The sequence below is a fragment of the Halostagnicola sp. A-GB9-2 genome (genome assembly GCF_030068615.1).
Lineage (GTDB): Archaea > Halobacteriota > Halobacteria > Halobacteriales > Natrialbaceae > Halostagnicola.
The window spans coordinates 321,437-345,690 of record NZ_JASJOC010000003.1; the positions used below are offsets into that span (position 1 = coordinate 321,437).

The 24,254-nt window shown below is 61.8% G+C and carries 25 protein-coding genes; 16 read left to right on the forward strand and 9 right to left on the reverse strand.

Going from position 1 to position 24,254, the window contains the following annotated elements:
- Nucleotides 1-152: 152 nt before the first annotated feature.
- From QNM96_RS10080 to QNM96_RS10095, 4 genes are all read left to right on the forward strand, one after another.
- The gene (locus QNM96_RS10080; protein ID WP_283836084.1) at nucleotides 153-1,229 is read left to right on the forward strand and encodes a hypothetical protein; all 1,077 of its coding nucleotides are present in this window, start codon (nucleotides 153-155) and stop codon (nucleotides 1,227-1,229) included.
- Complete coding sequence (locus QNM96_RS10085) at nucleotides 1,222-1,560, forward strand: hypothetical protein (protein WP_283836085.1); 339 nt, start codon at nucleotides 1,222-1,224, stop codon at nucleotides 1,558-1,560. Before QNM96_RS10080 ends, QNM96_RS10085 begins: the two co-directional genes overlap by 8 nt.
- Nucleotides 1,561-1,569: 9 nt before the next feature.
- Nucleotides 1,570-2,844, forward strand: coding sequence for an MBL fold metallo-hydrolase (locus QNM96_RS10090; RefSeq protein WP_283836086.1), 1,275 nt, complete (start codon nucleotides 1,570-1,572; stop codon nucleotides 2,842-2,844).
- Between the two features lie 153 nt (nucleotides 2,845-2,997).
- On the forward strand, nucleotides 2,998-3,555 hold the full coding sequence (locus QNM96_RS10095) for a flavodoxin domain-containing protein (protein ID WP_283836088.1): 558 nt from the start codon (nucleotides 2,998-3,000) through the stop codon (nucleotides 3,553-3,555).
- A 19-nt stretch (nucleotides 3,556-3,574) separates the two neighbouring features.
- Here QNM96_RS10095 and QNM96_RS10100 read toward each other — a convergent pair whose 3' ends face one another.
- The 3 genes from QNM96_RS10100 to QNM96_RS10110 all read right to left on the reverse strand — a co-directional run bounded on the left by QNM96_RS10100 (nucleotide 3,575) and on the right by QNM96_RS10110 (nucleotide 6,415).
- The gene (locus QNM96_RS10100; protein WP_283836090.1) at nucleotides 3,575-4,327 is read right to left on the reverse strand and encodes a pirin family protein; all 753 of its coding nucleotides are present in this window, start codon (nucleotides 4,325-4,327) and stop codon (nucleotides 3,575-3,577) included.
- Between the two features lie 197 nt (nucleotides 4,328-4,524).
- Nucleotides 4,525-5,880 carry a restriction endonuclease gene (locus QNM96_RS10105; protein ID WP_283836092.1) on the reverse strand — a complete coding sequence of 452 codons (1,356 nt, stop codon included), beginning with the start codon at nucleotides 5,878-5,880 and terminating at the stop codon, nucleotides 4,525-4,527.
- 103 nt (nucleotides 5,881-5,983) lie between these two features.
- Nucleotides 5,984-6,415, reverse strand: coding sequence for a hypothetical protein (locus QNM96_RS10110; protein ID WP_283836093.1), 432 nt, complete (start codon nucleotides 6,413-6,415; stop codon nucleotides 5,984-5,986).
- Between the two features lie 107 nt (nucleotides 6,416-6,522).
- Here QNM96_RS10110 and QNM96_RS10115 point away from each other — a divergent pair, with 107 nt between their 5' ends.
- The 3 genes from QNM96_RS10115 (at nucleotide 6,523) to QNM96_RS10125 (ending at nucleotide 8,489) form a co-directional block, all read left to right on the forward strand.
- Complete coding sequence (locus QNM96_RS10115) at nucleotides 6,523-6,987, forward strand: hypothetical protein (RefSeq protein ID WP_283836094.1); 465 nt, start codon at nucleotides 6,523-6,525, stop codon at nucleotides 6,985-6,987.
- A gap of 52 nt (nucleotides 6,988-7,039) precedes the next feature.
- Nucleotides 7,040-8,170, forward strand: a complete 1,131-nt coding sequence (gene solA / locus QNM96_RS10120) for an N-methyl-L-tryptophan oxidase (RefSeq protein WP_283836095.1) — start codon at nucleotides 7,040-7,042, stop codon at nucleotides 8,168-8,170.
- Between the two features lie 118 nt (nucleotides 8,171-8,288).
- Nucleotides 8,289-8,489: a hypothetical protein gene (locus QNM96_RS10125; RefSeq protein WP_283836097.1), complete on the forward strand. Its 201-nt coding sequence runs from the start codon at nucleotides 8,289-8,291 to the stop codon at nucleotides 8,487-8,489.
- A 493-nt stretch (nucleotides 8,490-8,982) separates the two neighbouring features.
- Here the strand turns inward: QNM96_RS10125 and QNM96_RS10130 are convergent, their stop codons facing one another.
- The 4 genes from QNM96_RS10130 to QNM96_RS10145 all read right to left on the reverse strand — a co-directional run bounded on the left by QNM96_RS10130 (nucleotide 8,983) and on the right by QNM96_RS10145 (nucleotide 13,230).
- Nucleotides 8,983-9,516: a hypothetical protein gene (locus tag QNM96_RS10130; protein ID WP_283836099.1), complete on the reverse strand. Its 534-nt coding sequence runs from the start codon at nucleotides 9,514-9,516 to the stop codon at nucleotides 8,983-8,985.
- A 68-nt stretch (nucleotides 9,517-9,584) separates the two neighbouring features.
- Nucleotides 9,585-10,694 (reverse strand): M24 family metallopeptidase, encoded by a 1,110-nt coding sequence (locus QNM96_RS10135; protein WP_283836100.1) that lies wholly within the window; start codon nucleotides 10,692-10,694, stop codon nucleotides 9,585-9,587.
- Nucleotides 10,691-12,598 carry an ATP-dependent helicase gene (locus QNM96_RS10140; protein ID WP_283836101.1) on the reverse strand — a complete coding sequence of 636 codons (1,908 nt, stop codon included), beginning with the start codon at nucleotides 12,596-12,598 and terminating at the stop codon, nucleotides 10,691-10,693. Before QNM96_RS10140 ends, QNM96_RS10135 begins: the two co-directional genes overlap by 4 nt.
- A gap of 446 nt (nucleotides 12,599-13,044) precedes the next feature.
- On the reverse strand, nucleotides 13,045-13,230 hold the full coding sequence (locus QNM96_RS10145; RefSeq protein ID WP_283836102.1) for an HVO_0416 family zinc finger protein: 186 nt from the start codon (nucleotides 13,228-13,230) through the stop codon (nucleotides 13,045-13,047).
- A gap of 186 nt (nucleotides 13,231-13,416) precedes the next feature.
- On the opposite strand from QNM96_RS10145, the gene moeB reads away from it, so the two are divergent.
- The 5 genes from moeB to QNM96_RS10170 all read left to right on the forward strand — a co-directional run bounded on the left by moeB (nucleotide 13,417) and on the right by QNM96_RS10170 (nucleotide 18,464).
- A complete protein-coding gene (gene moeB / locus QNM96_RS10150; protein ID WP_283836103.1) occupies nucleotides 13,417-14,271 on the forward strand; it encodes a molybdopterin-synthase adenylyltransferase MoeB in 855 nt (284 codons plus the stop codon).
- Between the two features lie 148 nt (nucleotides 14,272-14,419).
- The gene (locus tag QNM96_RS10155; protein ID WP_283836104.1) at nucleotides 14,420-15,004 is read left to right on the forward strand and encodes a hypothetical protein; all 585 of its coding nucleotides are present in this window, start codon (nucleotides 14,420-14,422) and stop codon (nucleotides 15,002-15,004) included.
- Between the two features lie 60 nt (nucleotides 15,005-15,064).
- On the forward strand, nucleotides 15,065-15,430 hold the full coding sequence (locus tag QNM96_RS10160) for an Hsp20/alpha crystallin family protein (protein WP_283836105.1): 366 nt from the start codon (nucleotides 15,065-15,067) through the stop codon (nucleotides 15,428-15,430).
- A 76-nt stretch (nucleotides 15,431-15,506) separates the two neighbouring features.
- Nucleotides 15,507-17,111 carry an AarF/ABC1/UbiB kinase family protein gene (locus QNM96_RS10165; RefSeq protein WP_283836374.1) on the forward strand — a complete coding sequence of 535 codons (1,605 nt, stop codon included), beginning with the start codon at nucleotides 15,507-15,509 and terminating at the stop codon, nucleotides 17,109-17,111.
- Between the two features lie 288 nt (nucleotides 17,112-17,399).
- A complete protein-coding gene (locus QNM96_RS10170; RefSeq protein WP_283836106.1) occupies nucleotides 17,400-18,464 on the forward strand; it encodes a hypothetical protein in 1,065 nt (354 codons plus the stop codon).
- An 11-nt stretch (nucleotides 18,465-18,475) separates the two neighbouring features.
- Here the strand turns inward: QNM96_RS10170 and QNM96_RS10175 are convergent, their stop codons facing one another.
- Nucleotides 18,476-19,063, reverse strand: a complete 588-nt coding sequence (locus QNM96_RS10175; RefSeq protein WP_283836107.1) for a hypothetical protein — start codon at nucleotides 19,061-19,063, stop codon at nucleotides 18,476-18,478.
- 138 nt (nucleotides 19,064-19,201) lie between these two features.
- Between QNM96_RS10175 and QNM96_RS10180 the strand changes: the two genes are divergently transcribed.
- Both QNM96_RS10180 and speB read left to right on the forward strand, forming a co-directional pair.
- On the forward strand, nucleotides 19,202-19,576 hold the full coding sequence (locus QNM96_RS10180; RefSeq protein ID WP_283836109.1) for a translation initiation factor IF-5A: 375 nt from the start codon (nucleotides 19,202-19,204) through the stop codon (nucleotides 19,574-19,576).
- Entirely contained in the window at nucleotides 19,576-20,451 is an 876-nt protein-coding gene (gene speB / locus QNM96_RS10185) for an agmatinase (RefSeq protein ID WP_283836110.1), read from the forward strand. Before QNM96_RS10180 ends, speB begins: the two co-directional genes overlap by 1 nt.
- A 140-nt stretch (nucleotides 20,452-20,591) precedes the next feature.
- Here speB and QNM96_RS10190 read toward each other — a convergent pair whose 3' ends face one another.
- Nucleotides 20,592-21,512, reverse strand: coding sequence for an acetamidase/formamidase family protein (locus QNM96_RS10190; protein ID WP_283836111.1), 921 nt, complete (start codon nucleotides 21,510-21,512; stop codon nucleotides 20,592-20,594).
- A 178-nt stretch (nucleotides 21,513-21,690) separates the two neighbouring features.
- On the opposite strand from QNM96_RS10190, the gene QNM96_RS10195 reads away from it, so the two are divergent.
- Together QNM96_RS10195 and QNM96_RS10200 are read left to right on the forward strand one after the other, a co-directional pair.
- Nucleotides 21,691-22,458: a Nif3-like dinuclear metal center hexameric protein gene (locus QNM96_RS10195; RefSeq protein WP_283836112.1), complete on the forward strand. Its 768-nt coding sequence runs from the start codon at nucleotides 21,691-21,693 to the stop codon at nucleotides 22,456-22,458.
- Nucleotides 22,459-22,990: 532 nt separating this feature from the next.
- On the forward strand, nucleotides 22,991-24,073 hold the full coding sequence (locus QNM96_RS10200; protein WP_283836113.1) for a deoxyhypusine synthase: 1,083 nt from the start codon (nucleotides 22,991-22,993) through the stop codon (nucleotides 24,071-24,073).
- Nucleotides 24,074-24,254: the final 181 nt, after the last annotated feature.

Here is a 24,254-nt window from a genome sequence, read left to right on the forward strand (position 1 = left end):
GGACGGTCTTCGACCGCCCCGACGCGACTCGTGGTGCGGCGAGCGCACGGAACCAGTGAGTGTTCGTTCCCCGTTGCCGAGGAGACGTTTCGAACGCCGTCTCGAACTCGTCCGCACCCACGACGTCCGGTGACAGTAGCTGGTGATCGAAAATGACCGAACACACCTCCACATCCGCTTCAGAAACAGTTGCCGATCGTTTCGATCGAACAATGCCCGCCCTCTCCCCGGCCGTCCGGACGATCGCGTTCGATGCGCTCGAACCGGTCGATCACTCGCTTCCGGTTGCGCTCTGTCAAACGACCGCCGCGGCCGCCTCGAGCGAACGTCCCCCCGAGCAGATGCTCGAAGCGATTACGGTCGCGATAGAGGCACTCCAGGGTTACGTTCAGCTTCGGAGCCAGTTGCTCGAACACGACCGATACACGAGTTCGGCCGACCGAGACGCGGCCATCCTCGCAGGAGATTACTTACACGCGTTCGCACACGCATCGATCGGCGATTTGTCCGCCGACGATGCCCAACAACTCGAGCTGTTTCGCGTCTTCACAAGCGGCTCGAACGCGCTTTCACGGGCGTATCTCGAGCCGAGTAGCGGCCTCGAGAACTCGGGGATCGATCGATACCGACGGGCGGAATCTCAGCTGTCAGAGAGCGTCCCTGCTGTCTCCGCGCCGGATGCGATACTCGCGGGCATCGCCGCCGAACTCGGCGCGACGGCAGTCGACGCGACCGAAACCGTCCGTGAATCTATCCGAACCTACGGCTACTCGCTCTCGCGGGCGCTCGCGATAGCGTCTCTCGAGTCGTCGAGTTCGTCTGACGAGAGTCCCCATTCGATCGCGATTCGCGTTCTTTCGAGCCGAACCGCGAGCGACATTCCCGGCGGCCCTCCGACGGCGAGTCCCGACGAATTAGCGACGGGGACCGGGAGAGAGCTGAATTATTCGGAACCGATCGAGCGCGAACTCGAGTACGCACGCACCGCGCTCGAAACCGTTTACACGGTCGAACAGTCCGCTGGTGCGGCGGGTACGCTCGCCCGCACGACCGAAACCGACGCCGGTAGCGGTGACGACTCCGGTTCAGTTACCCCGAGACAAACGGGTAGGTCCCCATCGGATCGCCCGGAGGAAGGACGAACCGAACGTGCTGATCCTCGCCCTCGAGAGCGACTCGAGAGGGCAACACGAATTCCGTTCGACGGCGTACTCGTCTCCAATGAGTGAGTACAGCCGGCCCTACTGGCCAGCGTACCTATTTACCGCACTCGTCGCGGGGCTCGGGCACTGCTATCTCGGCGAGTGGCGTCGCGGGGTCGCCTGGTTCGGTCTCTACGTTCTCGCGCTAGCGTTTTTGAGCGCACGCACGCTGTCGGGTGCTTTCGAGCCCGGCGAGCCGTTCGTCGTGACGGCGCTCCAGATCGAGTCGGTCACCTACACTGACGTCGCCGTTCCGCTCGCGGTTTTGCTGATCTGTTTGCTCGACGTCTATCTCATCAGGCTGACCGAAGTCGCCGGCCCGAGCGAATCGATGGAGGAAAACCACTCGAACGGCTAGGATCGCCAGATGGAACTCGAGTTTCGTGGCGGTGCCGGCGAAGTCGGCCGGAGCGCACTCCTTATCGACGAGACGCTGTTGGTGGATTTCGGGATGGATTCGGGGAATCCGCCGTCGTTTCCCGTCGGCGACGTCGATCCCGAGGCTATCGTCGTCAGCCACGGCCACCTCGATCACGTCGGTTCGCTCCCCTCGCTGCTTTCGGGGGACGCCCGCCCGGAGATCCACTGGACCCCGCCGACGCGGGACCTCGCGATGGTGCTCGCTCGAGACACGCTGAAACTCCACGGCGTCTCCTCGAACGGGCCGACTCAGCGGGGTGGAACCTACGACTGTCCGTTTACCGAGGCCGAAGTCGCGCGGGTAAGTCAGGTGTCGGAAACCCACGGCTACCGCGAGCCCTTCGAGGTCGCCGGCTACGAGGTCACGTTCTTCGACGCGGGCCACATCGTCGGCAGCGCACACGTGCTGATCGACGACGGGGAGACCAGACTCCTCTACACGGGCGATTTCCAGGCGGAAGACCAGCAACTGGTCGAGCGGACGACCGCTCGGCCCGACGCCGATATCGTCGTCTGCGAGAGCACTTACTCGGACACGACGCGAGCGCCCCGTGGGACGATCGAAGACTCGTTCGTCGAGAGCGTTGAGGGGACGATCTGGGAGGGCGGCACCGTCGTCGTCCCCGCATTCGCGATCGGACGCACGCAGGAACTGCTCTGTCTCTGCGAGCAACACGACCTCGAGTGCTACGTCGACGGGATGGGAAAGCGCGTGACTGAACTGTTTTTGCGGGAGCGAAACCGGGAGTTTCTCCGGGATCCGGATCTGCTCCGCCGTGCGAAAGGGAACGCTCGATTCGTCACCGGCAGGGACGGCCAACGAAAGCGAATCGCCGAAAAGAACACGGTTATCGTCACCACGAGCGGGATGCTCCACGGCGGTCCAGCGATGACCTACGTCCCCGAGGTCCGGAGCCACCCGGTGAACAAGATCGCCATGACGGGCTACCAGGTCGAGGGAACGCCGGGCCGCGACCTCCTCGAGACGGGAAGCGCCGAACTCGACGGGCGGATGATGCCGGTCAGCGCGCAGGTCGAGGCGTATGACTTCTCGGCCCACGCGGATCGAGGCGGCGTCCTCGAGTTCCTCGAGTCCTACCGAGAGACCGAGGTTCTCGTCGTCCACGGCGACCGATGCGAGGCGTTTGCGTCGGAACTGGCCGACAGCGGATTCGACGCGAGCGCACCCGTGGTTGGCGATACGTGGACCAGTGCGGACTGAGTGGCAGACAATCTTCTCGAGTGAGGGTTGCGTTTGATGGCGAGGGAGCCGCGTTTGATAACGAGGCAGGGTCGCGTTTGATGGGTCTCGCCGTCGTCGAGCGACTATGTCGAACCCGAACCCGCGATCGAGAGCCGGCGACGGTGATCGTTAGTGGCTCGAGTACTCGTTTGCTACGGCTCGAGCGAGGGACAGACCGCAAAGATAGCCGACCACATCGGTGACGTTCTCAGCGAGGCGAGTCACGACGTCGTGCTATCGACGGCGAAGTATCCGCCGAGTGCGTTGACCTCGAGCGAGTTCGCCTACGACGGCGTCGTCATCGGCGCGTCGATTCACAAAGGCAGCCACCAGGGATACGTCGAGGAATTCGTTCGCGAGTACGTCGACGGCCTGAACCGGGTCCCCTCCGCCTTTTTTTCAGTCAGTCTTAGCGCCGCGAAATCCAGCCCGGAAGCTCGGTCCGAATCCGACGGCTATCTCCGCGAGTTCGTGGCGGAGACCGACTGGGAACCGGACCTGACCCACGCCGTCGCCGGCGCGCTCAAATACAGCGAGTACGGCTTTCTCACGCGGTTCGTCATGAAACGAATTGCCGGAACGGAGGGGTTGGATACCGACACCGACCACGATTACGAGTATACAGACTGGGAGGACGTCGAAACCTTCGCGATCGAGTTCGAGGAACTGGTTTCAACTCGAGCGACGTAACCGACCTCTCTCTCGAGATTCACCGCCCGATGGTTCCCCGCCGGGTGATCGGCGCGTCGGGATTGACCAGAAAGGCGACCAACACCGTTTGTTCCCGCGCGGTGACCGTCAGGGAATCATCGCCGACGAGTAGCCCGCTTTCTGCCTCCCCGAAGGAGACGTTGTTAGCATCGACTGCGCCCTCGAAGACGTAGAAGTACGTATCCCACCCCTCGATCTCGGGAAGCGCAACGCTGGCTCCCTCCTCGAGTCGAGCGTCGTAGAAGTTGACGTCGTTGCGCACAAAGAAGGGCGCATCAGATCCGTCGGGACCGAAGAGGTGTCGCCACTCGTTGGCGACGGGATCCGGGACGGGTCCGTGTTGGATCTCCGGCGTGAGATCGAGACTGTGCGGTCGGACGAAGATTTGCAACATCCGTAACGGCGGGTCGTCTGCGAGCGTCCGTTCCTCGTGCCAAAAGCCGCTTCCCGAGTTCATCACCAGCAGGTGGTCGGCGTCCGTGACCAGCGCGTTCTCCTCTCGGTCGTTGTGACGCATTACGCCGGACGGAACCCAGGAGACGATCTCGTCGTTCCGGTGGGGGTGCATCGAAATCAGCGTCTCCGGATCCATGAACGACTCGACGACGGCCGCGAGCGGTCCGTACCCGTGGTCGTCGTGGTCGGGGTGATTCCGGCCGGGAAAGTTAAAGTGGATTCTGAACGATCCCTGATCCTGGGAGACGTCCGTTCGCGGGGCTCCGTAGAGTTCCGATTCAGAACTTGTGTTCATTGTGCCCGCCACTACGGCCCAGAACGCATATATACTCCGTTACTGTCGGGAATCTACTCCCTCACTGTCGATAATATACTCCCTCACAGTCGGGAGCCGAGTCCATCGACACGGCCGTTCATACGGACTGCTGTCGGTCATTTCCGGTGAGCCGCAGGACCCAGGGTTGCACCGGTAACTCGCTACAGCAGACAATTTCAAAGGACGCCGGCGCTGCTCAACAGTATGAACGCGACGAACAGGGAGGCGAAGACGACTCCGACGGCCAGCGCGACGTTCTCCCGTGCTTTCTTGTGAATCGGCATCTCGTCGTACCGCCGGCGGAACGTTTCGAGGTTTTCCTCGTCGGAGAAGTACTTCGTCTTCAGCGCGAACCGTTCGGTGACGGCACAGCCGGTACAAATAGGCTCGTCCTCGAGGCGTTCGGTTTTGATGTGATCCTCGCAGTTGATGCTCCCGCAGTTTTCACAGTAGGTGTGCGTTCCGTCGACCGCCCCGCAGTGAACGCACTGGTGGAGATCGTTCGCAGTCGTCGCTCGAGAGGGGCCGGCGGCGTAGTATTCGTAGGCGTAGGCATATTCGCCGAGCGAGAGACGGGATCGGACGTGCGGAAGGTAGACCGAATCGATATCGAGAACGCTGACGTCGGATCGATTCGGCGTGCACGTCTTCTGATAGTCGACGTTGTTGTCGCCGGTGTAGTGTACCGTCGTCGTCTGTCGTTGCTGGATCTGGTCGACGGCCCATTCCTTGTACTCCGTCTCCGTCTGGCCGTATCGCTCGCGAGAGACGGCATCGAATCGATTCTCGAGAGGCGTTTCCTCGAGGTCGATCCGAGGTGCGGATCGGTTCGCGACGAGTTCGCGAACGGCTCCCTCTGCGACTCGTGGATGCCCGCGGTTCGCGTGCAAGACCAGATCGTTCGTCTCATCGAGCGAGTGAATCACACCGACGCCGGTCTCGAACGTTGCACTTGTTCGTGTGCTGACGGTGACCATTGGCTCGAGGTCGACGGTCGTCCGAGGTGAGGGAATCCTCGTCGGATCGAGGTTCTCGACCTCCTGTGTGGCCTCGAAGACGGGTGCATCTCGGCCGGCGGTGGGGTGAGTCGGGCGGAGGGTTTCCTCACAGAGGATTTCGATTCGGCCGTTGTAGAGGTCCATTCCGATCTCGTCGCCGATCTCGCGGAGGTCGCTTCCATCGAGGAGCGCGACGCCACCGTCGCGATTCGCCCCCAGGTTTTCGGCGTACTCTCGAGCGGGGCCGGTAAATCGGCCGGTCGTCGCCACCATGCCGCGTTTGGGGCCGTCGTAGTCGTAGGTCGCGACCGCCGAGTGCAGCTTCTGGACGACGGGCCGGCTTACTGTGTCGGTGTGTTTGCACTCGACGACGACCGCCCGGCGTCGTCCGTCGACGACCTCTTCCATCAGGATATCTCGACCTTCGTCCGCACTGCGTGCAGAGACGCGAACGTTCTCGTATCCAAGGTGTCTGAACACGTCCTCCATCAGGTCCTCGAACTCATAGCCCGAGAGATCGTCGAGTATCGCCATCAGCTTCTCGGAGGATTCTCTCTAGTCGACTGCCGATAGTCTTTCGGCCTCGTGTCGTACCTTCGCCGGCCTCCGTCGTGTTCGCCGATCAACACTCGCGCGCTCACCGCCGATCGGTCCACCAGCCGGATATCTCTCCGGCCCTGGCGATATACACGACCAGAAACAGCACGCATGCGAACACGCCACCGACCCCAACGTCGGCGAGTAGATCGTTCGGTATCGACTCCACTCGAGCCGTCCCAACGACGACGACCGCGAACAGACTAATGACGGTAGCGCGGCCGGCAAAGCCGATCTGCTGAAACCACTGCCCGATTCGTCTTCCGAGGGCGGTGTTGGCCCCCGGCCCGATAGCCGCGGCGAACCCGACGAACCCGACGATCACGGCCGGCCACGACAGCGAGTCGAAGAGCACTCGAGGAGCGAAGCCGACGATGACGAGGACTGCGAGGCCGACCTCCGTCCACGTCGGCGACCGATCCGGAAAATACCGATCCGGGAAAGCCGTTGATACTTCGTTCCGTTCGTCCATACGCGGATATTCACGTCAATCGCCATCAGTATTCACCCGATCGAAGCGGGTCGGCCTGCTCTCGCGCCTGAAACTGTTTTCCCGGGTCTCGTTGTCGAATGCCTACGATGACCGATTCAGACGGGACTTCGAGTCCGGATGCCGACGACCTCGAGTTGAGCGACGCCGAACTAGAGGCACTTCACGATCTGCAGTTGGGGATCGAGTACGTTCACCGAGCCTACGGAACGTTGCTCTCTTTTCATCACGAACTCGGCCACGCGATGGATCGAATGGCCGCCGCGGAAGACAACCTTCGAACGGCCGGGCACGGGTCGTGGGCCGACGAACTCCAGAATCAGCATCTCCCGGCGGGAGCGGTGAGCGACCAGTGGACGTTCGAACTCGTCGAAGAGTTCTCGGCGGAGTTCCTCGAGGAAGTAGACCGATTCGAAGGAGAGGTTCGCGAGGAGTTAGCCGACGGCCTCGATCACGTAAGCGAACGTCGCCAGAAACGTCGTTTGCGCGAACGTGCGGCGGACGATCAACAGACTGTCGGCGACGAGCAGGACACGGGCCCAACGGACGGGTGACCGACGCCCATAAGTACGAAACGTTTTCGTTCGCCACGTGATAGGTCGGTGCATGACCGATCGGTACGACGTTATCGTCCTCGGCGTGGGTGGGATGGGAGCTGCGACGGTTTCTCACCTCGCCGAACGGGGGGTGGACGTGCTCGGACTCGAGCGCTACGACGTTCCGCACGGGTACGGTTCGTCCCACGGTATCACGCGCATTATCCGGCTCGCATACTACGAGGACCCAACTTACGTTCCGCTGCTCCGACGGGCGTACGACCTCTGGCGAGACCTTGAGGACGATCACAATCGACAGTTATTGTACCAGACGGGTTCGATCGACGCCGGTCCGGCTGGAAGCGATCTGGTCGAAGGCTCGAGACGTTCCTGCAAGAACCACGGCCTCGAACACGAAGTGCTCTCGAGTGCGGAGCTCACCGAGCGCTATCCGGGCTATCAGCTCCCCGAGGGATATGAAGCCGTATACCAGCCCGACGGCGGTTTTCTCGTCCCCGAACAGTGTACCGTCGCACACGTCGACCGGGCCCACAGCGAGGGGGCGACGATCCGGGCTCGAGAGCGCGTCGTCGACTGGCGACCAACTGACGACGGCGGCGTGACGGTCGCGACGGACCACACCACCTACGAGGCGGACAACCTCGTCATTACGGCCGGCGCGTGGGCCTCGAAGTTCGTCGACGAGCTCGAGGGCGTCGCCGTCCCCGAACGGCAGGTGTTGGCGTGGCTCCAGCCCGAAACGCCGGCCTACTTCGAACCCCAGAACCATCCCGTCTGGAACCTCGAAGTGCCCGAGGGCCGCTACTACGGCTTCCCAGTCCATGGCGTTCCCGGGTTCAAGTTCGGCCGGTACAATCACCGGGAGAACGACGTCAAGCCCGACGCTTTCGAGCGCGAGCCGACCCAGGCCGACGAACGCCTCCTTCGCGAGTTCGCCGAGGAGTACTTCCCGGAGGGAGCTGGGCCGACGATGCGGCTGAATACGTGTCTGTTCACGAACACGCCGGACGACGATTTCGTTCTCGACACGCTCACAGAACACCCACAGGTCACCGTCGGTGCCGGCTTCTCCGGCCACGGCTTCAAGTTCGCCACCGTGATCGGCGAGGTGCTCGCGGACCTCGCGCTCAAGGGCGAAACCGAACACGACATTGATATGTTTTCGCTGGATCGGTTCTGAGCGCGGAGATTCGAACGCCGCGTTCGAGTCCGATTCCGAAAGCGAGGCCGTTTCGAGTCAGGGACCGACTTATTGACTTTTTCGGAAGATTCAGTGTTTCGTGGAGACACTCGTCCGTATGTCGGATCTCGCCCTCTACGTCTTCCTCGGTTCGCTCGCTATCCAGTACCCGGCCGCGGCGTTCGTCTACCTCGACTCGAGGCGGTTCGACCTCGAGCCGATGGAACGATACGACGTGGGCGTGCTCTTGCCAGCGGTCGGATTCGTCGTGCTGGCGTACTACCTCTCGAAGCGCCGGACCTTCGCTCGGAACTCCTAACAGTAGGTAGTAGTACAATTTCTTTCTTCAGTTCGACTCGTGAAATCTATTTTAGTACGGGCTATCTAGGCGTGAAATGCCTGAACCCGATCTTCAATCCACTCCAGCACGTCGAAGAGAACATCCAAATGATGTTCACACTCGAGTGGGGACTGCTCTACATCTGCGGACGCGTTTGGCGGCGGATGGTAATGCTCTCGAGGTGCCGCTGGTTTGGGGTGTCGATCCCAACGACATTGCCAGGTCTCTTCCTCGCGGCTCTCGAGATAGTGTATTGTGTAGTCGCTTCCGACAAACCATCGAATGTCCATTCGAACCTCGTTTACAGTAAGCGGGTACTGCGTTCTATCTATCTGTAGTTCGAGAACACGTGGAGAAATCGTATCGGGCCGAAATTCCCACGTTGAAACGAGCGGATGCGTTGTTGCACGCTGTGCAAGTAGTTCGAGGGTCGGGACATCGAGGGGACCGCTTGGAACTTCGTCTCGCCCCGTCACGTGTTCGACTGGATTCGACCATTGTTTGTTGACTCGGCACGTTGAACGGCGCGTTTCAAGATCGTAATGTCTCGCCGAATCGTCCGCCATTCTGTGAGGTCGTCCCACCGGTCGTGGATCACATCGTGATTTTCGCGGGGATCATCGGAAACGACGACAGCATCCGGTTCTGGGACCCCATACGTTTCCTGTAGCTCCTGGTCTGTCTCGATGAGCTCTTCCAGGCGAGTACGAAGCTCACCTGCACTCTGTTCGCGTGCAAGTGTTTCGACACGCTTCCACTGAAAGTACGATGGGTTACGCTGATACAGCGTCGGTCGGTCCCCTGTTTGTTCCGCGATCCCCATTTCGACAAGTTGTTCGAGCGCTTGACGAGCACCGTTCTCGGAGCAGTGTGCCCACTCTGCGAACTGCTGTGCAGGAACGGAATCGGTCGTGCCGACGAGAATATCGTAGACACGTTGGAACGTCGTTCGATCCGTTTCCCACCGTCTCGACGGATCGTTTGAGGAGTCTGATTGGTCTGTCATAGTTTCCTCTTCGGGGGAACAGATCATATATCTTTTCTAGAGTGCAGATATATGGATTCGATTCAGCGTCACGCGACCGAAAATCGGTCGTAGGCCGCGGGGTCGAGCGATCGAGACGGCGACTCGAGCCACCGAGCGGGCTCGCCGGGAACGAGGAGGTCGGCGAGTCGAACCGAACGTTCGTCGTCGACGCGAACCGCCGCCTCGATTCGGACCACCGTTTCCGGTCCGACGTCGGCGTCGGCGGCCGTGGGCGCTTCTCGCGGCTCGAGGCCGACGCCCGTCACTCGTGTTTCGATGTCATCGGCATCACCAAAGCCGAACGCACGGATCTCGGCCTCGAGGTCGGCTTCGACGGCCGTCACCGAGTGCGTCGCGTCGGTCAGCTTCGACCGGACGGATCGAAACGCCCGCGTCAGCGCGACGTGGGCGCGTCGGTGTCCGCCGCCGTCGCTCTCGACGACGAACGTTCGAGTCAGCCCGCCGTGGTACCCCTCGAGTCCTCGAGGGGATAGTTCGATGACGATCGGTTCGCCCGCGCGGAGGGCCGCGCCGTCCGTCGTCGAGGTAATCCTCGTAAGCCCGTCGGAAAGCGCGCCTGCCGCCACGATTGCTCCGTCGACCGCGGTCCGGAGTCGATCGTTCGTGAGTGGCTTTCCGTCGAAGACGAGCGCTTCGTCGTCGACATCGGTCTCGGCCAGCACCGTCGCCGCTCGCCTCGTGCCGTCCGCGCCCGCCTTCTGGGCCCGCTCGATCCGCACGCGCTCGTCGTTGGATTTCGACCGACGGGCGCGACTCAGCACGTCGCTCGAGGCGAGTTCGAATCCGGCCTGCTCGAGGAAGAGAGCGGCGTCGTGGGGAATCGTCGCCGGCGTCAGTACTGTTCCGGAGACCCCCTCGTCGGCGAGTCTGGTCGCGAGGTCGTCAGCCGGATGGGTTCCGGATTGCCCATTGCCGATTTTTCGACCCTGAGAGTGGTGCCAGCTCGAGCCGTCAAAACCGATAGCGTGAATCGTCTCGACGGCATCGAGGCCCCGGGGACGGCTCTCCGAATCGGATTCTGTGAGACAGTATCGGATAGCTGGCACTCGGGCGGAACCGACGTGAACGAACGCGCCGGCGTCACGCGAGGATAGGTCGGACTCGAGCAGCGCGGTCGGGGGCTCCGCTCCGATCACGGCGCTTCCGCTTCGACCTCGGGTTCGGATCCGTCGACGTCCGGGTCCTGGGCCTGCTCGACGAGTTCTTCCAGGCTCGTGTCGGTCAGTCGGTTATTGAGCAGGACGTCGACGGGGAGCGTCGGCGCGCCGTCGACGAGATTCTCGAGCAAGACCAGCCGTTCTCTGGCGCGGGACATCCCGACGTAGAAGACGCGTCGCTCGTTGTCGGTGAGAACAGGAACCGGGGAGGTCGTCTTGGTGAACTCCTCGCAACCGGGGATGTCCGTAATCCCGCCCGATTCGGTCTTGAGGTCTCCCGTCGATCGGTCCTCGATGGTCGCGACCATCTGCTCGACGACCTTCTCGGTGAGGTCCGTTCCGACGATGACGTGGTCGGCTTCGCGGCCCTTCGCGGAGTGGATCGTTCCGACGCGGACGCGATCGGTGTCCATCTTCTGGTAGGTCCCGATACCGAAGTACGACTTGACGCTCTTTTTCTGGAAGTTCGTCACTTTCCGGAGCATGTCCGAGGCCGATTCCGGGCCGGGCATGAACGGCGTGTGATCGGCGATTACCTCCGCGGGGATCATGAGCTCCTCGAGGTCGTCGATGCCGGCTTCTTCTTGCCGGTCGTCGATCGTGTCGAACAGTTCGTCGCGCTCGTTGGTTCCGAACGCCGAATCCTGTAACATGTCCGCGAGTCGGCGGGCCTGCAATCCGGTGACGTCGTCGCCCTTGTCGATCGCTTCGACCGCGCGGACGTACTGCGTGAGCCGATCGGTCCACATCCGCTGGTCGGTCAGCGAGGTGAAGGGGACCCCTTCGGTGATGAACTCATCGATAAACTGGAACATCTGGTAGCGTGCACGGAACAGCACCATGATCGTCCCCTCTCCCTCGACGAGCGTCTGGCGGACGAGCCTGACAACGTCGAGCATCGAGGCGTTTCGGTGGGCCTCGACGGCCCCGCCCTCTTTGCGCGGTTTGAGGTCCTTGTCCTGGCGCTGATCGATGTGTCTGATCTCCTGGTTGACCGCGTTGAGAACGTTTGACGGCAGTCGGTAGGAGTTCGGCAGGATGACGTCGTCGTCGACGTCCTCCTCGAGCAAGAGCGCGGGGTCCGCTCCCTGCCAGGAGTAGACGACCTGGTCGTCGTCCCCGGCGATCAGGACCTGATCGACGTAGGGTTTCCACTCCTGATAGACGTCGTACTGCAGGGTCGTAATATCCTGAAACTCGTCGATGACTAGGTAGTCGACGTTCGGCACGAGCGAGCGTTGTCTGACACGCTCTAACATGTCGGCGAAGCCAATCTTCTCTTCGGATCCCTTGTAGTTTCGCCAGGCGCGGATGACTTCGGGCACGTCGATTCGGTCGTCGTCGGAGGGCCACGTCGGCGTGTACTTGTTGCCTTCCTGGGCGTTCGGGTCGATATCCGGCGGGAGCCGAACCTCTTCGACGTCCCACTGGAAGGGAACGTCGTACCAGTCCGAAACGTCGCGGCGAGTCCGCTGGAGCCACTGACTGGTTGCGATGACCTTGTTACCGATGGTCGTCGAACGCGCGGTTCGTCGGCCGGCACCGCTGTACTCGTCTTCGAACTCGATGCCGAAGTCGTCACAAAACTCCTCCTTGTCGGATTCGCCGATAACGTCGCCGCGAGAGAGATCCAGAAGATCGTAGGCTTTGGCGTGCATCGTACAGACGTTACCCTGTAACGCCCGCGGGCTTTCGTCGAGTCGTTCGGCGAGTCGTTCGCGAACTTCCTGTGCCGCTGCACGCGTGTACGAGACGACGAGGATATCTCGGAACGTCACGTCGTCTGCCTCGAGGATTTCTTCAACGTGGTCGAGGAGGGCTGTCGTCTTCCCGCTTCCCGGGCCGCCGAATAGCCGGGTCACCTTCGTCTCCGTGGTGCTCATTGTACCTGTTCAAGAGCGCAATACCCATAAGTCACGTGGATTGTCGGCGAGAAAATCCGTTCGAGGCGTTCGATTTCGGGTACGTCAGGAATTCCGTGGCGAACGCGTATTCCTGATCTCGGCACCGTCACGGATCTTGTCGGGACACTTTGGACAGACTCGGGGTTCGTCAATCCCTTCCGGAGTGAATACTCGAGCGTATCGTTCTGTGACGAACGATCGACAGTTCTGGCAGGTGGGCATCTCCAACTCGTGTTAGAAATGTATTGTATATAATTGTTACTACTGTTTGTGGATAAAACAATCGGAGCAAATGAAATTAGAAGCGAAAATTCGCTGCGGTGAGTCGATGGGTTCCCGTCGGCAGGGTGTAATCGTGGCTCCTCGGTCGATATGAAGCTATTACCGTTCGATAAGAGGATTGTCACCTGGATACCGGTAGACCCTCAGAGCTGGGGGGCCCACCCGCAGACGCTACAGTTCGTCGCTGCTGTATCGTGAATGCCGCCGCATTCGGGACACTGTTTCTTGTTATATGTGTTTTCCCACCCTACTTCGTTGACATCGTGGCCGCGGTCCGCAAGGAATTGATCGAACATCTCGTCCTCGGCACCATTGGGTGAGGTTGCCATAGTCATGGTATGGCACACCAGGCTATTAAATCAATGGGTTGCGTAAAACGCTGCCACAAGGCGTCTCTTTTTCCCGGTCATCGCCTCCCGACTGCCGGCAGTTCGTTGACGCCAGCCGTCGCTGTCGGCGTCACTCGATCTCTCCGGACCCACGTACTTTTCTTCGGGGTTCCCCAATAGTCGACTATGAGCGACCTTCGCCTCGATGCGACTCAACTCGATCGATACTCGAGACACGTGATCATGGACGAAGTCGGCCCGGAGGGCCAAAAGCGGCTCCTCGAGGGATCCGTGCTGGTCGTCGGTGCCGGCGGGTTAGGCTCGCCGGCGATTCAGTACCTCGCCGCCGCGGGCGTCGGGCACCTGGGTATCGTCGACGACGACGTCGTCGAACGCTCGAACTTACAACGCCAGATTATCCACGCCGACGGTGACGTGGGAATCCCGAAAGTCGAGAGCGCGGCGTCGTACGTGACCGCACTCAATCCGGATATCGACGTGGAAACCTACGAAACGCGGCTCACGACCGATACGGTCGAGGATATCGCCGATGGGTACGATATCATCCTGGACGCAAGCGACAACTTCGCCACTCGGTACCTGCTAAACGACTACTGCGCGCTTACCGGAACGGCGCTGTCACACGGCGCGATCTACCGGTTCGAGGGCCAGATCACGACGTTCACAAACGACGAATCCAATGCCGGCGTCGACTCCAGCGAACCGAGTCCGTGCTATCGCTGTCTCTTCCCCGAAGCGCCCGAACCGGGCACCGTCCCGGACTGTGCGACGACCGGCGTCCTCGGCGTTCTTCCCGGCACCGTCGGCTGCATTCAGGCGACTGAGGTCGTCAAGTACCTCCTCGGGAAGGGCGACCTTCTCGAGGGGCGCTTGCTGATGTACGACGCGATGGACATGTCCTTCGAGACGGTCGAAATACGTCAGAACCCGGACTGTCCGGTCTGTGGCGAAACGGGTGCGATCGACTCCATCGAGGAAGTCAGTTACGAGGGGACCTGTCAGGTAACGCATGCGGAATAACATCGGCCTATTCTCATAGAACACGTCCAATACCGGTTCTGTGCGCTTTTCTCGTCGCCATTTTTGATCGGAATTACGAATCACCAGATAGAATAAAATATCAATCAATCCAGAACGTTCAAAACCCCTGACTGTCGACTGGATAGACATGGAACAATCCAACAATGCAGACGACCAGGTGGACAGCACGGGGAACGATGGGGTACCATCCAACGGCGGCGGCGACGAGTCGATTGTCGACCTCGCACAGCAACCGATCGTCAAGCAGTGGACGAAGTTCGTCACGATCCTGTTTGCGTTCGCTGGCGTCGGAGCGGGACTCACCGTTATTCTTCGAGACGTCGTCGATCAACCGATTATAGACTCGAACACGGCAGGTGCACTCACGTTCCCCGGCGTTGACCTCCCGATCGTTGCTGCGATAGTCGCCGTCTTCATCGGCGTCTATCTCGGCTGGAACCTCCAGACGGACGACCAGACGGCGTATCTGGCCGGCGCGATTTCCGTGTTCGCCGGGACTACCGTGAGCATACTGCTGTTCGTGATTTTCTACTCGGTCGCGACCGATCTCTCGATCGACTTCGGCGGTCTCATCGTCAGTTCGATCGTGAGCGGCCTCGGCGTGAGCGTCGCCGCCGCAGGCGGTGCCTGGGCCAGTCGAAACACCGCACCGGAGACGACGGAATCACAGCAGACGGTCGAGTCACAACACGGCGCACAGACGAGCGACTGAGCCTCGCCGATAGCATCCGCGACCGCGGGCTTTTTCGTATCCGCGTGCCAACGTGTAGGCATGTCTACGCTCCGCGAGGCGCTGGGAGACCTTTCCGACGACGTCTTCTTCGATTTGCTCGAGAGTGACGAGTCGTATCTCCTGGTTCTCGACGTGCCGGGCGTCTCAGCCGAAACCCTCCAGGTGACCGTCGACGGCGGCCAGATCGAAATCGACGCGAGCCGCGAGAAGTCGATGGACGACGAGTACCGGTACGTCGAGGAGAACCGATCGCTGTTTCTCGATATCACGCTTCCCATGCCGACGGATGCGACCGACACCGGCGCGGCCGCAACCGTCGAGCGCGGCGTCCTCGAGTTGACCCTGCCCAAGCGAGCGGCGGCGGACGAAACGACGATCGATGTCGTCGCCGGGGAGGACGTCTAACGCGAGGTGGGTTGATCTGTCGACTCTCCGCGCGTACCGACGGTTCGTCGTCGTCGCGTGGCAGTTCCTTCCGCTGTTGGTCGCCTACGCTCGCGACCGACGGCGGTTCTTCCTGTTCGGTCGCTCGAGACGAGTCGATCCGGAAACTCACCGGCACCGAGCGGAGGTCTTGCTCGAGTCGCTACTAACCCTCGGGCCGACGTTCATCAAACTCGGGCAACTGTTGTCGACCCGTCCAGACGTCCTTCCGCCGGAGTACATCGACGTCCTCTCGGCGTTACAGGACGAGGTCCCGCCGGCCGACTGGGACGAGGCGAAGGTCGTTCTCGAGGAGGAGTTGGGGCCGCTCGACGAGCGATACGAGGAGTTCGACACCGACCCGATCAGCGGCGCGAGTCTGGGGCAGGTCTATCGCGCCAAGGCTGACGACACGGATGTCGCGGTGAAGATTCGCCGCCCCGGAATCGAGGAACTCGTCGAGGCGGACCTTCGGGTGATCCGGTGGTCGATGCCGTTCTTGTTGTACTTTGTCGACGACTCCCGATCCTTTTCTCTCGAGAACTTAGCCGAGGAGTTCTCGAAGACGATTCGCGAGGAGATGGACTACGAACGCGAGGCGCGGATGCTGACCGAGATCAAGTCGAACTTCGCGGACGACGAGGAGATCCGAATGCCCGCGGTGCTCGAGAGTCACTCGGGATCGCGCGTGCTCACGATGGAACACGTCGAGGGAACGAAGATCAACGATGTCGAAGAGCTCGACCGGAAGGGAATCGATCGAAGCGAGGTCGCGGAGACCCTTCAGCGGGCCTACCTCAAGATGATCATCGACGACGGCGTGTTCCACGCCGACCCGCATCCGGGGAATCTGGCGGTGACCGACGACGGACGGGTCGTCTTCTACGACTTCGGGATGTCGGGTCAGGTCGACGAGTTCGTCCAGGAGAAGATCGTCGAGTTCTATATCGCGGTCGCAAATCAGGATATCGACGCGATACTCGACGCGCTGATCGAAATCGGAACCCTGAGTCCGGATGCTGACCGCGCGGTGATGGCCGACGTGATGGAACTCGCGATCCAGAACGCTCGCGGGGAGGCCGTCGAACAGTATCGCGTCCAGCAGATCGTCGGCCAGATCGAGGATTCGATCTATGAGTTCCCGTTCCGGTTGCCGAAAAACCTCGCGCTCGTCCTCCGAGTGGCGACGGTCGTCGAGGGGGTCTGTCTTACCCTCGATTCCGAGTTCGACTTCATCTCGACGGCGACGGGCTACCTCACCGAAGAGGGCTACCGCGAGGAGTCGATCCGCAAGTACCTCGCCGAATCCGGCCAACAGATCAGGCGCTCGGGCGAGTCCCTGACGCGGATGGCACCGAAAGTCGAGCGGACGCTGGACCGTCTCGAGCGGGACGACCTCTACGTCCGAATCGGCGTCGAGGACGAAAAGGACGTCTTCGCCGCACTGGCAAAACGCCTCATCTACGGGATGTTGCTCACGATGTCGCTCTTTTCGATGGGGGTCCTCTACGCGCTGGATGCGCCGGAGGCGTCAGTCGTTGCCGTGGTCTTCGCGGCGGCCATGTCGATCCAACTGTATCGGTCCTTCCGAAAGCGACGCGGCCTCAGAGCGGAGCCGCAGTTCGCACAGAAGCGGCTTCGCCAGCGCCAGCGCGACGACTGATAGGGCCGTTCATACCTATTTTCAGCCCGCCTGAGCAGAGAACGAGGTTCGGGGGACGAAACCGGCGATGGAGTATCTACGTCGGGAGAGAATTATGAAAGAGCCTATATTGACCCCGTGGCGAGAGAAATCCCCTGTACGCGAGAACTGGCTCCTGTGGCACGAGAACTGGACCCCGTAGCGTAAGATTGCGTCCGGTGGTTCGACAGTCGGTTGGGACTCGGTTTCGACCCGCTCGAGAGGCGATCGGGGTAAACCGATAACTCGTTGGGACCCAACGTAGGGTCTATGGACTACGAACGAATCGCCGACCTTCCGGTCACCATCGAATCGGTTTCGACGAGTCAACTCGAGGCCGATACCACGAGTGACTTCGCCCGCGTGACGACGCTGTTCTCGCTGTCGGGGCCCGGCGAGAACGGGCAGGTTCGTACGGGAGAGGGTGAAGACGTCACCTACGAAACCGAGGAACACCGCGCGCTGGTCGACGCGGAACTGCCAGCCCTTTCCGGCGAGTACACGATCGATTCGTTTTCGGCGCGACTCGGCGACGTTGATCTCTTCCCCGCGGGGGCTCCCGACCGCGAGGAGTTTCGAAACTACCGACAGTGGGGCCTCGAGAGCGCCGCGCTCGATCTCGCGCTCCAACAGGCGGAGACGGATCTGGCGAGCGCACTCGGGCGCTCGTTCGATCCGGTTCGATTCGTCACGAGCACCAGACTCGGCGATCCGCCGTCGACGGACCGACTCGAGAAACTGCGAGAGCGCGTTCCCGGCGTCGAGTTCAAACTCGATCCGACGCCGGAGTGGGACGATGCGGTCGTGGAGGCGGTCGCAGAAACGGTCCCGGTCCGGATCCTGGATCTGAAGGGACAGTACGAGGGAACCGACGTCGACGTACCCGCGGATCCGGAGCTGTACCGACGCGTTCTCGAGGCGTTCCCCGATGCGGTGATCGAGGATCCCGCACTGACCGAGGAGACCGACGGCATCTTCGCGGATCCGGCTATCCGGTCTCGAGTCTCCTGGGACGCCCCGATTCACGGCCTCGAGGACGTCGAGGCCCTCCCGTGGGAACCAGATTGGCTCAACATCAAGCCCTCACGGTTCGGCTCGCTCGAGTCCGTACTCGAGACGATCGCGTTCTGCGAGGATCGGGAGATTCGGATGTACGGCGGCGGGCAGTTCGAACTCGGCGTCGGCCGAACGCAGATACAGACACTAGCCTCGTTGTTCTACCCGGAGACGCCCAACGATGTCGCGCCGCGGGCGTACAACGTCCCCGAAATTGCAGACCAGTTGCCGGCGAGTCCGCTTGAGATTCCGAGCGAGGGGGCCGGGTTCGGGTGGTGAGTCGTCGAACGTTAGCATTCCCCCCACAGCACCGGTCTCGAGCCGTCGTTCTCTCCGTGGCGATCGGTGCCGTCGTCGCCGCGTTCGACATCCCGCCGGAGTTCGAGCGCTCGATAGCCGTCCTCCTCGAGCAGCCGCGTCGCCATCGACGGTGGAACTGACACCTCTCGGCACTCGCCGGAGACGAGCAAGCCATCCGGACCGAACGTAAACTGGACGTCGTATCGACGAACGCGGACCTCCTCGTCCTCGAGTATCGGATGGATCGTCTCGAGGACGCTCGCGACGTACTCGAAGACGAAATTCAGTTTCGGCGCGTCGATCGTTCCGAGATCGATCCGAACGGTCGGAACGGAGACCGGCTCGCCCTCCTCCCCCGCGCCGACGACGGAGAGGTCCCGAACCGTCGGCGGCGACTCGAGGTGCGTTCGGGTTTCGGGGTGGTCGTCCTCGAGGGCGTTCTCGAGTTGGTGAGCGAGCCGATTGGTTTTGCTGACATCCGTCGAACCGTCGGTACTCGAGCCGCCGCGCCGTCGCCAGAATAGTGTCAGCAGGAGTATCGTGATGGCGAGTGCAACCAGTGGTCCGATCACGTCCATAGACGCGAGATCGACCGGAGTTTGCAAAGTCGTTTCGTCGAACTGTCTCCGCGGCAGAAATCACTTCCCGTCAGAACCGCTGACAGGGTGCTCCGCCGATCCAAACGGTTTATGCCGTTCGGTTGATTATCCCGGCGTATGGCGAAAAAGCAGCAAGAAGTTCGCGATCTCCAGGAAGGTAGCTACGTCGTTATCGACGATGTGGCGTGTAACATTAACTCCTACAGCACGGCAAAGCCCGGTAAACACGGCAGCGCCAAGGCCCGTATCGAGGCCGAGGGGGTCTTCGATGGGAAGAAGCGATCGCTCTCCCAGCCCGTCGACGCGAAGATCTGGGTCCCGATTATTGAGCGAAAGCAGGGACAGATCGTCTCCGTCGACGGCAACGATATGCAGGTAATGGACTTAGAAACCTACGAAACCATCACGATGCGCGTCCCCGAGGATCAGGACGTCTCGCCCGACGAGAACATCGAATACCTCGAGATGGAAGACGAGCGAAAGATCGTCTAATGTTTCCCGGGGCGGCCGACTACCGACGAGCCGACACGCACGGGCCAGACAGAGCGCCCGACGCGGACTTCGTGGTCGTCGGCGCGCCCCTGGACGCCTCGACGACCTTTCAGCCGGGGACCCGATTCGGTCCCCGACGCATTCGAACGTTTTCCGAAAGTTACGACGATTACGACAATCGGACCAACCACCATTTTTCCGAGCTCCGCGTCTTCGACGACGGCGACGTCCGCGCCTGGGACGACGTGCCCGAGTACCTCGAGTTCCTCGAGAGTTCGATTCGGGAGGTCGTCTGGGACGACGCCGTTCCGCTCGTACTCGGCGGCGAACACACCGTTTCGCTGGCGGGAGCCCGTGCCGTCGAACCCGAGGTGTTCGTCTGTCTCGACGCCCACCTCGATCTGCGCGAGGAGTACGACGGGAACGAGCTTTCTCACGCCTGCGTGACACGGCACATCCTCGAGAGCGTCGATTCGGTCGAGGAAGCGATAATTATCGGTGCCAGAACCGGAAGCGAAGAGGAGTGGGAGCGGGCGGAGGCCGACGACGTGACCGTGATTCGACCCGAAGCGCTCGAGCGACCCGGCTCGGGCGACGAGGGAGTCGCTCCAACCCTCGAGTCGACGCTCGACGGGCGGGATGCGTACCTGAGCGTCGACATCGATAGTGCCGATCCCGCCTACGCGCCGGGGACGGGAACGATGGAGCCCTTCGGCCTCGAGCCACGGGAACTCCGATCGGTGGTCCGAACCGTTGGGCCCGCGGCGAGCGGGTTCGACGTGGTCGAGGTCAACGACCGCGACGACGGGCAGGCGGCGGCCCTGGCCGGAAAGCTCCTTCGGGAGTTCGTCTTTTCGGCCGCTGACGGTCGATAACCACCGTGAGCAGCGCGCTTCGCCAGCCAACGCAAGCGGGTCGGAGGCTTTCTGGGAGCGAAATGTAGTTCGGTACGAAGCTATACGCAAGTGGTTCGCAGAAGAGACGTCAGAACCTGCCCGATCGAACCCTCGCTCCGTTACTCGAGATCGAACGGATCCGAGAGGTAGTCCTTCGGAATCGCGTTCCGAACCGTCACGAGCGGATCGACGACCTGGCTGATCTCGAGGCCGCCGACGAGACTCGAGAGCATGTGGGCTTCGGTGGCGTCGAACTCGTGTTCGGCCGCGAGCAGTTCCACGGCATCCTTGTTCGCGATCTTGCACGCCTCGAGCATTGACTCCGCGCTGGCGATGGGTTTCCAGGCGTCGGGCGTTTCGATCAGTGGCCGCTCGAGGTCGAACGCGGGCTCTTCGATCACCTCGAGGGAGACGTCGATTTCGGTGGCGACCTCCGCGCCGGTGCCGCACATCTCCCCGTCGGCCATCGCGATTTTGCAGTCGCCCATCGCGAGCATCGCGCCCTCTTGGAACACCGGGAAGTAGATCGTGTTGCCGGCCGTCACGTCCGTCGTATCCAGATTCCCGCCGTGGTCGTGGGGGACGAGCGTGTCGTAGGATCCCTCGGCGGGGGCGACGCCGATCGTTCCGATGACGGGATCGACGGGGATCTCGAGTCCCTCGAAGGTGATCGCCGTTCCCGACTCCTCGAGGGGCGTCATTTTCGATCGCGGGGCCTCGATGTCCTCGTCGTCGGCGAGCAGGCCGAACCCCTCGATCGTGATCACGCGGCCCGCGTCTTCGACGATTCGGATCTCCTCGATTTCGACGGCAAGTACGTCTCCCGGCGAAGCCGCTTCGACTTCGATCGGTCCCGTCGCGGCGTTTACCTCCTCGGGGATCGACTCGACCACGTCGTCTTCGGACTGGACCGCCCCCTCGAGGCTGTCGAGCGTCTCGATCGTGAGCGCGGCGTCGGCGTCGACGCTGTGGATCGCCTCGAGATCTGGCGTGAAATCGTAGATGACACCGTCGGTCGCAGAAACAGCGCGTCGTTCCATACGTCACGATTCGACGCGAGAGCACGTAAATAGCCGACTATCGGAATATCGGACCGGTTTCGGCGCTCAAGAGTCGGGCAGGTGTGGCCCGTCGCTCCCGCGGAGGTCGTCGCTCCTGCGGTGGGGGACACTCGAGGAGTGGTACAGATACAAGCCCCAGGAGTTCGAATCAGTCGGTATGGAACTCGCGGAATTCGCGACTCGACTCGACGAGGAGCTTCGACACGACGCCTACGCAGAGCTGGATGCGAGTGCGAACGGACTGCAGATCGGCCCCGACGAAGGGGAACTCGAGCACGTCGCCTTCGCCGTCGACGGCGTCGCAGAGACGTTCGAGCGGGCGATCGACGCGGGAGCCGACGCGCTGGTCACCCACCACGGGATCTCCTGGGGCGGCTTCGATCGCGTGACGGGCCGAAAGTACGACCGCATCGCGCCGTTGATCGAGAACGACCTCGCGCTGTACGTTTCCCACCTTCCCCTGGACGGCCACCAGGACCACGGCAATGCGGCGGGCGTCGCCGACGTGCTCGAACTCGAGAACCGCTCGCCGTTCGGCGAACTCGGGCCGGAGTACATCGGTCAGCGAGGCACCGCGCTCGAGTCTTACACGCTCGAGTCGCTCTGTGATCGCCTCGAGTCCGAACTGGATACGGGTGGGCGGGAGGTTCGGGGCCTCGAGTTCGGTCCCGAGGAGATTTCGGAGATCGCGATCGTGACCGGGAGCGGCACCGACTGGCTCGGGGAGGCCGTCGACGCGGGCGTCGACGCGCTCGTCACCGGCGAAGGGAAACAGAAGGTCTACCACGAAGCCCAGGAGGCCGGCGTTCACGTCGTGCTGGCGGGCCACTACGCGACCGAGACCTTTGGCGTGCGTTCGTTGCAGGAACTAGTTGAGGACTGGGGACTCGAAACGACGTCTCTGGACGTGCCGACCGGGCTGTAGTCGGACTTGCTATCTGGCCATCCCCCACCGAGAGACTAGCCGACCTCCCGCCGGGGAAGTCACCGACTTACCGCTGGTCGATCTACCGCTGCGGTGGCGCGCGCCGTGTCACGGTCAGCGCCTAACCGTGACACCATCATGCGCGAGGGATGAGAGAGCGAGCGAATCGACCGGGGAGCGCGAGATCCGAACGAAGTGAGGATCTCGGAACACGAACGGGGAACGGAGTGACCCGTGAATGACGTGGAAATCCGTGTTGCCAGGACGAGTATCGCTGCCGCGTTCGTCGGAATCCTGGCGCTGAAATCGCCGAATCCTCATTTGTGTCGAATTCCTCGATCTGTCGCTGGAACCGAATTCACTAGTCGCTCTCTCCGAGAACGATTCGTTGGAGAGAGTCCACCGGGAGATGGAGGGGTTTCGGGAGACCAGTTTGGGACGATCTTGCACAACAAGACTGCACCGACTGGCTCGTTCGAGCGCTCGAGAAACGAACCGCGGCGTTGAACACCCTCGAACCCCATCCGCGAGTATGACCGACGAGCACGAGAGCGATCACGGACACGAGGACGAAAGCGGGAACGATCATGACGATGCGGACCAACACGCCCACGGTTCCGACGAGGGCCGGGAGACGTTCTCCCATGACCCGATCGGCCACGCCGAGGCTCGAGCCGGGATGACCGTGGGCGAGCTGGCCGACGAGTACGGCAACGCGGGCGTCGGCGCGGCGAACATCCACGAGGCAGTCTCGATCACGGAGGCGATGTTCGACGACGACGTGACCGTTTTCTTCGGCCTCGCGGGTGCGATGGTTCCGACGGGAATGCGCCGCATCGTCGCCGACCTCATTCGTGACGGCTACATCGACGCGCTCGTGACGACGGGGGCGAACCTGACCCACGACAGCATCGAGGCCATCGGCGGGAAACACCACCACGGCTGCGTGACCGCCGAAGGGAAAACCGAGCGCGAGCACGACGAAACGCTGCGCGACGAGGGCGTCGACCGGATCTACAACGTCTACCTGCCACAGGAGTTCTTCGCGACGTTCGAGTCCCATCTCCGGGAGGAGGTGTTCCCAACGCTCGAGGACGAAGGCGTTGTCCCCATCGAACGGCTCACCGAAGAACTCGGACGGGCGAATTCGGAGATTAACGAGCGAGAGGATATCGCGGAGGGTCCCGGCATCGCCGCGGCGGCCTACGAGAACGACGTGCCAATCTACTGCCCCGCGGTTCAGGACTCCGTGTTGGGGCTGCAGGCGTGGATGTACTCCCAGACGAGCGACTTCTCGCTGGACGCGCTCGCGGACATGACCGCGCTGACCGACATCGCTTACGACGCTGAGGAAGCCGGCGCGTTCGTCGTCGGCGGCGGCGTCCCGAAGAACTTCACCCTCCAGACGATGTTGGTGACGCCGGGGGCGTACGACTACGGCGTCCAGCTAACGATGGACCCCAAACAGACTGGCGGGCTCTCGGGCGCGACCCTCGAGGAAGCCCGCTCGTGGGGCAAACTCGAGAAGGACGCTCGCAACGTGTCCGTTTACGGTGACGCGACGATTTCGCTGCCGCTGGTTATCGCGGCGGCTCGAGAGCGACTCGAGAACTAGAGTGTGGAGCTCCCGTCGAACTTCGTATCGGTGTATAGTATACTGACAAGATATGTTCGACATTTTGACGGCTTTACCACTAACTCTATTACATTACCGTACAAAATTACCATATGTAACGGATACTGATGGAAATTGATTCCGACAATTACCTATAATTCTGAGACAGGCGGGTTTCACC